The organism is Kutzneria buriramensis, from assembly GCF_003387475.1.
Lineage (GTDB): Bacteria > Actinomycetota > Actinomycetes > Mycobacteriales > Pseudonocardiaceae > Kutzneria > Kutzneria buriramensis.
Genome location: NZ_QUNO01000006.1, coordinates 101,850 through 111,470, shown reverse-complemented (window position 1 = coordinate 111,470; position 9,621 = coordinate 101,850). Strand labels below are relative to the sequence as shown.

The 9,621-nt window shown below is 69.4% G+C and carries 9 protein-coding genes; 5 read left to right on the top strand and 4 right to left on the bottom strand.

Features of this window, described 5'->3' with window-relative positions; translation table 11 throughout:
• Positions 1 to 239: 239 nt before the first annotated feature.
• Positions 240 to 902, top strand: a complete 663-nt coding sequence (locus BCF44_RS18605) for an FMN-binding negative transcriptional regulator (RefSeq protein WP_116175604.1) — start codon at positions 240 to 242, stop codon at positions 900 to 902.
• Positions 903 to 942: 40 nt separating this feature from the next.
• On the opposite strand, the gene ddaH is transcribed toward BCF44_RS18605, so the two are convergent.
• The gene (gene ddaH, locus BCF44_RS18600) at positions 943 to 1,773 is read right to left on the bottom strand and encodes a dimethylargininase (RefSeq protein ID WP_246015247.1); all 831 of its coding nucleotides are present in this window, start codon (positions 1,771 to 1,773) and stop codon (positions 943 to 945) included.
• 371 nt (positions 1,774 to 2,144) lie between these two features.
• Here ddaH and BCF44_RS18595 point away from each other — a divergent pair, with 371 nt between their 5' ends.
• The 3 genes from BCF44_RS18595 to BCF44_RS18585 are packed head-to-tail and all read left to right on the top strand — an operon-like array spanning position 2,145 to position 5,213.
• A complete protein-coding gene (locus BCF44_RS18595; RefSeq protein ID WP_211353091.1) occupies positions 2,145 to 3,344 on the top strand; it encodes a cytochrome P450 in 1,200 nt (399 codons plus the stop codon).
• 40 nt (positions 3,345 to 3,384) lie between these two features.
• Entirely contained in the window at positions 3,385 to 4,404 is a 1,020-nt protein-coding gene (locus tag BCF44_RS18590; protein ID WP_116175603.1) for a methyltransferase, read from the top strand.
• 50 nt (positions 4,405 to 4,454) lie between these two features.
• On the top strand, positions 4,455 to 5,213 hold the full coding sequence (locus BCF44_RS18585; protein ID WP_116175602.1) for an AfsR/SARP family transcriptional regulator: 759 nt from the start codon (positions 4,455 to 4,457) through the stop codon (positions 5,211 to 5,213).
• A gap of 5 nt (positions 5,214 to 5,218) precedes the next feature.
• On the opposite strand, the gene BCF44_RS18580 is transcribed toward BCF44_RS18585, so the two are convergent.
• Genes BCF44_RS18580 through BCF44_RS18570 form a run of 3 tightly spaced genes read right to left on the bottom strand, consistent with a single transcriptional unit; the run spans position 5,219 to position 8,590 of the window.
• Complete coding sequence (locus tag BCF44_RS18580; protein WP_116175601.1) at positions 5,219 to 5,749, bottom strand: flavin reductase family protein; 531 nt, start codon at positions 5,747 to 5,749, stop codon at positions 5,219 to 5,221.
• Complete coding sequence (locus tag BCF44_RS18575) at positions 5,742 to 7,028, bottom strand: cation:proton antiporter (protein WP_246015245.1); 1,287 nt, start codon at positions 7,026 to 7,028, stop codon at positions 5,742 to 5,744. Before BCF44_RS18575 ends, BCF44_RS18580 begins: the two co-directional genes overlap by 8 nt.
• Positions 7,025 to 8,590, bottom strand: coding sequence for a tryptophan halogenase family protein (locus BCF44_RS18570; protein ID WP_246015243.1), 1,566 nt, complete (start codon positions 8,588 to 8,590; stop codon positions 7,025 to 7,027). Before BCF44_RS18570 ends, BCF44_RS18575 begins: the two co-directional genes overlap by 4 nt.
• 287 nt (positions 8,591 to 8,877) lie before the next feature.
• Between BCF44_RS18570 and BCF44_RS18565 the strand changes: the two genes are divergently transcribed.
• Positions 8,878 to 9,606, top strand: coding sequence for a MerR family transcriptional regulator (locus BCF44_RS18565; RefSeq protein WP_116175598.1), 729 nt, complete (start codon positions 8,878 to 8,880; stop codon positions 9,604 to 9,606).
• Positions 9,607 to 9,621: the final 15 nt, after the last annotated feature.

The window sequence follows — 9,621 nt, the reverse complement described above, 5'->3', positions numbered from 1 at the left end:
GAACTCATAGAGCGGACAATTCGTTGACGTTCGCTGCGACAGTCGCGTATCAGGGACTCCGAACGCCGGCCCGAGCCCGACGCCCAATACCGTCATACTCCGGAGGCGGTCCGGTCAACCCGGTTTCGGGTCCGCTCCCGATCGGTCACGCATCGGCCGTCCCGTCGACAGGACAACCGGGCATCCTTAGTATTTGCGGGCGATCCCACGGTGTTCTGAATACCGAGAGAGGAATCCGCATGTTCGTTCCACACCATTACCATGAACCGAACGAATCGTGGATGACCGACCTGATCCGCGAGAACCCGCTGGCCGAGCTGGTGAGCAACGGTAACGGACCGGCCGGCCCCTTTGCGACCCATGTGCCGGTCATTCCCGACCCGCACGACCCGGACCGGCCGCCCGGCGAGATCGTCGGGGCCACCCTGTGGGGCCACATGAACCGGTCGAATCCGCACTGGGCGGCGCTGGAGTCGGAGACGCCGGTGGTGATCGTCTTCACCGGCCCGCACGCCTACGTGTCGCCGACGCTCTACCAGCGCACCCCGGCCGCCCCGACCTGGAACTTCACTGCGGTGCACGCGCGCGGCTTGCTGCGCCGAGTGGACGCCGAGGCGGCCGGCGACGAGACCCTTGAGACGGTGATGGCCACCGTGCGCGCGTTCGAGGCCCGCTTCGGCGCCGGCTGGGCGATGTCCGAGTCGGTCGAGTACTTCCGTCGCATCGTGCCGGCGGTCGGCGCGTTCCGCGTCACGGTCTCCCACGTCGACGGCATGTTCAAGCTCAGCCAGGAGCAGGACGCCGACGTCCGCGCGCGGGTGCGGGAGTCCTTCGCCGAGCGGGAATCCAGCAACCACAAGGCGATCGCGGCCATGATGGGCAGGCTCGCGGACGCGGAGTGACGGCGCGCTGGCTGCCGGGTTGCCGGCAGCCAGCCGATGGTCAGTCGTCCGGACCGCCGCGCAGCTCGTTGGCGCAGCACTTCACCGCGCCACCGGCCTTGAGCAGCTCCGACATGTCGACGCCGATCGGCACGTAGCCGCGCTCGGCAAGCTGGCCCGCGAGCCGGCCGCCGTGCTCGGGAAGCAGGACGTGCACGCCGTCGGACACCGCGTTGACCCCGAACGCCTCAGCCTCGGCCTCACCCACCAGGACGGCGTCGGGAAAGTCCGCGGCGAGCCGCTCGCGGCTCTCCGGCGAGAAGGCCGGCGGGTAGTACATGACCTCGTCGTCGTCGAGCACGGCGAGCGCGGTGTCGAGGTGGTAGAACCGCGGGTCGATCAGCGTCAGGCCGACCACGTCCCGGCCGAAGAAGGTCGCCACCTCCTCGTGCGCGCGGGGTTCGGTGCGGAACCCGGATCCCGCCAGGAACTGGTCGCCCACCAGGAGGAAGTCCCCCTCGCCCTCGTTGACGTGCCGCGCCTGCGCGACCTCGGCCCAGCCGTTGCGGCGGAACCACTCGAGATAGGCCCGCGACTCCCCGGTCCGGCAGTCGTGCCGGAACCGCGCGACCAGCGCCCGGCCGTCGACGGTGATCGCGCCGTTCGCGGCGAACACCATGTCCGGCAGACCCGGCTCCGGCTCGATCAGCACGACCCGATGCCCGAGGTCCACCAGCTGGTCGTGCAGCCACTTCCACTGGGTCAACCCGACGTCCGGCGAGGTCGGCCGGCCGGGATCCATCCACGGGTTGATCGAGTAGGTGACGTCGAAGTGGAGCGGCCGGCACATCAGGTAGGTGCGGCGTCTCATCGTCCTGGTCGCGTCGTTCATGTCAGTCCTCACGAGTCGGGTGCGATAGCCGTTCCGGTGTTTCCGCTGCCGCCGGGGAACGCGAGATCCGAGGGAATGTCGGGCAATTCCACGCCCGCCGTCGATGCTGGCCGATATCGTCACGTCCCGTGACGGGTGGCCCCGCGTTGTCCTGTCGACAGGACAACCGGCCCACCGAGCAGGATTATCCGCGCTGACGCGAGCCCGCCACCGGTGACCGTGACCCAATAGATCAGGCCTGGCACGGGGTATCGTCGACGGCGGCCGCGGCTCGGCGATTCCGCCGGCCCGGGAAACCGGAAATGGCCCGGGTCACCGTAGCAAACCGTGCACAGGTTCCCACCGCATGCCGGTATTAAGGAGAAATATCGATGGCCATGACCATCCCCGACGCCTGGGGTGTCCACCCGGATCTCATCTGGCTGCGCGGGATCCAGCCGGAGCGTCCCGTCGTGTTCGACGAGAACCGGGGCATCTGGCACATCTACGGATATCCGGAGTCGGCCGAGGTCCTCAGCGATCCGGCGGTCTTCTCCTCCGACACCGCACGGCTCTACCCGTACGAGGTCGACGAGTCGATGAACCACGGCGACGTCACGCACATGGATCCGCCGGAGCACACCAACATGCGCAAGCTGATCGCGAGCGCGTTCACGCCCCGGGTGGTCGCCGACCTCGAGCCGCAGATCGCCGAGATCACCCACGAGCTGATCGACGCGGTCGAGGGCAAGCCCGGGTTCGACTTCGTGGACGCGGTGGCGTTCCCGCTGCCGGTGATCGTGATCGCCGAGCTGCTCGGCCTGCCCCGCAGCGACCGCACGCTGCTCAAGGACTGGACGTACAAGATCACCGAGACCAAGAGCCCGTTCACCATCCAGGACAGCGGCGACGACGACGGCGCCACCAACATGCAGATCCTGGCCGAGCAGGCCAGGCAGCTCAACAGCTACCTGCTCGACCACCTCCGGGACCGCCGCAAGCACCCGCGCGAGGACCTGCTCACCAAGCTGGTCCAGGCCGAGGTCGACGGCCAGCGGCTGTCCGACGAGGAAGTGGCCGGCTTCTCGTCCATCGTGCTGTTCGCCGGCCACATCACCACCACGCTGCTGCTGGGCAACACGGTGCTGTGCCTGGACGCCAACCCGGAGCAGGAGGCCCGCGTCCGCGCCGACCGCGCGCTGGTGCCGTCGGCGATCGAGGAGTCGCTGCGATTCCTGAGCCCCTTCCCCGCAACCTCACGGGCCACCACCACCGATGTCAAGCTCGGCGACTTCCCGGTGCCCAAGGACCAGATGCTGGTGGTGTGGCTCGGCGCGGCGAACCGGGACGAGCGCCAGTTCAAGCGGCCCGACGAGTTCGACCTCACCCGCGATCCCAACCCGCACATCGGTTTCAGCCGCGGCAGCCACTACTGCGTCGGGTCGCCGCTGGCTCGGCTGGAGGGCCGCGTCGCCCTGAACATCCTGCTGGACCGGTTCCCGACGCTCCGGCTCGATCCGGACGACCAGCCGTCGTTCTTCCCGGTCATGGACATGACGGGGGCGCGCCGGCTGCCGGTCCGCATCGGCTGACGACATCCCTTGCCCCACAACCACGAAAGGGGAACCGACGATGGAACGGCCATCGCTGGTGCACATGGCGGCCGGCTACATGCACGCCAAGACTCTCTATGTCACGGTGGAGCTCGGTATCGCGGAGGCGCTGGCCGCGGGCCCGCGCGCCTGCGCGGACATCGCCAAGGAGACGGGCACCGACCCGGGCGCACTGCGCAAGCTGCTGCGTTCCCTGGTCGGTCTCGGCCTGGCCACCCAGCTGGACACCGAGACGTACGAGCTGACCGAGGAGGGCGGTCAGCTGTGTGCGGACCGACCCGATTCCATGCGGGACGCGGTGCTGCTGTCGGCCGCGCCGGAGCTCTGGCGCGCCTGGGGTGACCTGGCGACGATCGTGCGCACCGGCGAACCGTCTCGGCAACCGGTGACCGGGTGGACGCCGCTCGAGTGGCTGTTGCAGGACCCCGAGGGCTCGGTGAAGATGCACCGCCTGGGCGGCGACCAGACCCGCGCGCTCGCCCCCGGCATCGCCGAGGCGTGCGACGTCGCTCGGTTCGGCACGGTGGCGGACATCGGCGGCGGCGACGGCACGTTGATCGCCGGCATCCTGACGGCGACGCCAGGCCTACACGGCATCCTGTACGACCTGCCCACCGCCGTCGCGACCGCGCCGCCGACGCTGACCGCCGCCGGCGTCGCGGATCGATGCGACGTCCTCGGTGGCGACTTCTTCACGTCGGTGCCGTCCGGTGCTGACGCCTACGTCCTCAAGTACATCGTGCACGACTGGAACGACGACCAGGTCATCACGATCCTCGGGCACTGCCGTGCCGTGATCCCGGACAGCGGCCGGCTGTTCATCGTGGAGACCGTGATGCCGCCGATCATGACCGCGGGCCATCCGTGGGCCGACGACGACCTCGGTGTCCTGGTGGGATGCGGCGGCGCCGAGCGCACCGAGGACGAGTACCGGGTTCTGTTCGCCGCCGCGGGGTTCACGCTCACGTCGGTCAGCGACGTGCTGGTCGGCGGCGAGCCGTCCGGAGTGCACGCCATCGAGGCCACGCCGATCGCATGACCCGGTCCGGCCAGCCGCGCTAGTCCGTACGGGGTCTGTGAGGTCGTTGGATGGAGTACCGAATCCTGGGTCCGGTCGAGGTGCTGGACGGCGGTGCCGGCGTCACGTTGGACGGCACGAAACAGCGCACTGTGCTGGCCGCCCTGCTCATCTCCGGGGACTCGCTGCTGGCCGACCCGAAACTGAGCGCCGCGCTGTGGGGCGACCGCCCCCCGGCGACGCTCAGCGCGCAGCTCTACACCCAGGTCTCCCGGCTGCGCAAAGCACTCGGCGGGCGGGCGAGCATCATCCGGCACTCGTCGGGCTACCTGATGCGGCTCGAGGGCGCGCGGTTGGACCTCCTGGAGTTCGAGAACCTGGCGGCGCGTGGACGCGCGGCGCAGCTGGCCGGCCGGTTCGACGAAGCCGGCCGGCTGCTGCGGGCCGGCCTGGCCCTGTGGCGCGGGCCGGCGCTCGCCGACGTCAGCGAGCACCTGGCGGCGGCCGAGGGCCCGGCGATCGAGGAGGCGCGGCTGTCCGTCCTGGAGAGCCGTATCGAGGCAGATCTCGTGGTCGGCATGCACGGGCGGGTGCTGCCCGAACTCACCCGCCTGGTCGGGCAGTACCCGCTGCGGGAACGCTTCTGCGCCCAGTTGATGACCGCGCTGTACCGGGGCGACCGGCAAGCCGAGGCCCTGGCGCTGTACGACCGGCGCCGGCGGATGCTCGCCGAGGAGCTCGGCATCGAGCCCGGGCCGCTGCTGCGCCAGGTGCACCAGGCGATCCTGACCGCCGACCCGGTCCTGGACCGCCTGCTGCTCGTCGGCTGAGCCGCTCAGTTCGTCGGTTCGGCGCTCGGCCACCTCCGGTAGCCGCGCAGCCCGTACAGCAGCGGATGCCCCGGCCGCAGGGTGATCCGGTACGCCTCGCCGAAGACCACCGTGTGGTCGCCGGCCGGCACGGTGGTCCCCACTCGACAGTCGGCGGCGGCGTGGGCGTCCGAGCCCAGGTGCGGGCCGGCGGAGTCGGCGTCCAGGTCCCAATCGACCAGGTCGAAACGGCCCGGGTTGCCGGAGGCGAACAGCTCCGCGGTGCGCCATGCCCTGTCGTGCAACAGGTTCACTGTGAAGCGGCCGCAGCCGAGTATCGCCGCGAGCGTCGGGCTCGCCGAGCGCAGGCTGATCAGCAGCGTCGGCGGATCCAGTGTCACGCTGCACACCGACGAACATGTCATGCCCCACGGCTGTCCGGCGAGGTCCGTGGCTGTCACGACGGCGACGCCGGTGGGGAACCCGCGCATCATCGTCCGGAACCGGTCGGGCGCCTCGACACCGCCCCGGGGTGTCGCGTCGATCGAGTCAGTCATGAGCCCCGTCCAGGGATTCGACGGTGACCGGCACGGGGGCCGGCTGTGCACGTCCCGCGCCGCGGTCGAGGAACAACAGCAGGGGGCCGGTCATCACGGTTGTCACGACTGCCGTCAAGACAAGCGCGACGAACACCGGCAGCGTGAGAATTCCCGCGCTGTAGCCGACTTTGAGGACGATCAGCTCGGTCAGCCCCCTCGTGTTCATGAGCGCTCCGACCTTCGCCGCGGTGATCCGGGGCTCTCCGGCCAAGCGAGTCCCGAGATAGCTGCCACCGCCCTTTCCCAGGACCGCCAACGGGATCGCGACGAGCATCAGCACCCACGGCAGCGAGCCGAGGCCGGTCGCGAACACGGTCAGCCCGGTCACCACGAAGAACACCGGAACCAGTGCCCGGCCCACCCGACTCACACCCGAGACGATCTTCCGCCACGGCCCGTCGGGTGGCACGGCGAGTCCGACCAGAACCGCGCCGAAGATGTCGGTCAGACCCGCCTTCTCCACTGAGAATGCGACCGTCAGCGCGATCGCGGCCAGGAGCACCGCGGTGACCGCTGGCCACCGTCCGCACAGGGCGTTCGCCGCCTTGGTGCGCAACGCCCACCGCACTGCCAGCGCGACCAGCAGTCCGCCGACCAGCACGGCGAAGGCCCGGAGGACACCGTCCGGCCGGCCGGCCCCGAGCGCGACCGCGACGGACAGCAGCAGCCAGCCGACCGTGTCGATGACGACGGCCGCCGTCATCGACAACCGTCCCTCGCGCGTGTCGGCGATGCCGCGATCGGCGAGGATCCGGGCCAGCACCGGCACCGCCGTGATCGAGAGCACCACCGCACACATCATGAGGAACGCCGGCAGCGGCGCGCCGCCTCGCTCGCCGGGCTCTCCCGCGAAGATGATCCAGCACGCGAACACCACACCCGACGCCAGGGCCGGCACGATGCCGCCGACGACGACCCACGCGGCCGTCCCCCTCGGCACCTGCCGCGCGCCGATGCGGAGCTTGTGCGCCAGGCCGACCAGGAACAGGATCAGGCCAACCTCGGAGCATGTCTTCAGGATGTCGATGATCTCGGCCGGCAGCACCACGGTGAACGTGGCGTGCCCGAGCAGTGCCAGCGCGGCCGGCCCGGCCAGCAGGCCGGCGATGATCTCCCCGATCACCTCCGGCTGGCGCAGCCGCCGCGCCGCGATCGCGCCCAGCCAGGCGATCGCGAGCACGACGACCAGCGCCGCCGCCACATGTGCGCCCGTGGCGAGCAGGTTGAGCACTGTCACGACCTCATCTCGGCGAAGTAGTCATAGTGGGTGGGCAGCGCGTCGACGAGATGCTGTGCCTTGCCCCGGATCGCCTGGAACTCCTTCTGCGCGGCGGTGTCGTCGGAGAGGCCGACCGCCGGCGACGACCGCAGCGGGATGCCGCCCATGCCGAGCAGGATGCACATGTACGAGTAGGGCGGCAGCCCGTGGTAGTAGGGAAAGATGTTCTCGCTGTCCGGCAGTTGCGCCTTCCACCGCTCGAGGCGCTCCTCGAGCGCGTCCGGCACCGGCCGGGTCTTGGCGTCCTTCCAGTACTGCGTGTCGTCACGGGCCGCGCTCCGGTAGTGCACCGCCAGGAACTCCCGGACCCCGTCCATCACGTGCGCGACCGCGGCGTTGTACATGTCGCGCGTCTTCGGGTTCCAGTCGGCGGCCGGGAAGTACTTCACGAGTTGCTCGATCGCGTGGTGGATGAAGAAGATGCCGGTCGACTCCAGCGGCTCGACGAAGCCGCTCGACAGCCCGACGGCGACACAGTTGTTCTTCCAGGACTGCGCGCTGCGGCCGATCCGCATCCGGATGTGGTTCGCTTCCACCGACTCCGCCTCCGGGCCGACGAACTCGCGCAGCGTGCGCTCGGCCTCCTCCGGCGTGCAGTAGTCCTTGGCGTACACGTAACCCGTGCCGATCCGGCCGAACAGCGGGATCGTCCAGATCCAGCCGGCCCGCTGCGCGGTCGCGGTCGTGTACGGACGGACGCCCAGCTTCTTCATGTCCAGCGGGACCTGGAGGGCGACCGCGCTGTCGTTGGGCAGCGTGTCCTGATAGGACATGAACGGCACCTCGAGTGCCTTGTTCAGCAGCACGCCGCGGAACCCGGTGCAGTCGATGTAGAGGTCGCCGCGGATCTCGCCGTGCTCCTTGGTGACGATGTGGTCGATCCAGCCCCGGGAGTCCAGGCGCACGTCCTGGACCTCGTCGACGATGTGCCGTACGCCGCGGTCCACGGCGTACGCGGCCAGGTACTTGGCCAGCAGCGCCGCCTCGAAGTGGTAGGCGTACGGGAACTGGGTCTTGCCCTGGTGCTCCGACATGGTCAGCCCCGAGGGCTCGTCGGTGACCGCGCGGGCTTCCTGGTCGAGCAGCGTGCCGTCCAGGTAGCGGGGACTGCGCCCGGCGTCGCACAGCGACGCCATGACGAAGCAGTCCTGATCGAACCGCTCCCCCGGCCCACCGTTCAGCCACCAGTCGGTCAGGGGAAAGCCGTTGACCGATCGCAACTGTTCGAACGGGTGATAGAAGTGATGCCCCGGCCGACGCCAGTCCTGGAATCGCACGGCCAGCTTGTAGGTCGCGTTGCAGGCCGGCATCCAATCCTCTTCGCGGAGATTCAGGAACTCGAAGAAGTGCCGGATGTCGCTGAAGGTCGCCTCGCCGACCCCGATGGTTCCGATCTTGCCAGATTCGACAAGTGTGATTGATATCCGGTCCTCGAACGCTGCCTTCAGATACGACGCGGTCATCCACCCGGCGGTGCCGCCGCCGACGATGACGACCTGATCTGGACCCTGAGCACCCACGTCAGCACCTCGGTTCTTACGGCCAGTGGCCACGACTGAGACACCGACCCTGGCATTCGGCCCCATCCGACTCCCATAAGGCGCCTATAAAAGACCGGGATCCCGGTCACACCTTGCGGTCACGCAGCACACCGTCGTATGCACGCGCCGCGGGCGCCGGTGTGATGTGACGGCGAGCAGGTACCCGCGGCCGCACGCCCGGCGGTAAGATCGACTTGACGTTCGCCTTGCCGCTTCACGAGGCGTTGCCGCCGGCGCGTTCCCGGTCTCCGAGAAGGAGAAGGCACATGCTCACGACAGGTCAACTCGCCGCATCCACAGGTGTGACCGTGCGCACCGTCTTGTATTACCTCAAGCGCGGCCTGTTACCGGAGCCGGACCGCGACGCATTGGGCCATCGACGTTACGACGCACGGTCGATCATCGCCCTGAAACGCATCCGGGCGCTGTCCGACGCCGGCGTTCCCCTCGCCCGAATTGACGATCTACTCGGCGCCGAGCCCGTGGAATTCGCGCGGATAGTCACACAGATCGACGAGGATCTCTCGGCGCAAATCGGCGAACTGGAACGCCGTCGGCGCCGCATCGCCGGCCTCGCCCCCGGCGACCGGCTCGTGCTGCCGGACGGAGCCCTGCGCTGCCTCGACCGACTGCGCGACATCGGTGTCAGCGACAAGCTGGTACAGGCGGAGCGAGACATCTGCATCCTGCTGGCGACGCTCTTCCCCGACGACATGCCGACATGGATACGCGAGAAGCGGTCGGCCCTGGACGACCCGGAGCTGCAATCGCTCTACCTCGAGGTGGACCGGTCGAGCGAGTGGGATCCGAACGACGAGCGGCTCACCGACCTCGCCGACAGCTGCGTCGCGTACGGCGATCGGGGGCGGCGGACGCCCGCCGCGGATGCGAAGCGGCATTCGATCACCGCGCTGCTGGACAGGCAGCTCGACGACTCGCCCGCGCCCTGGCGACGGCTGCATCAGCTGTGCGCCGACCGGATCCGGCCGGCCTGACGCCACCGTTCGGGA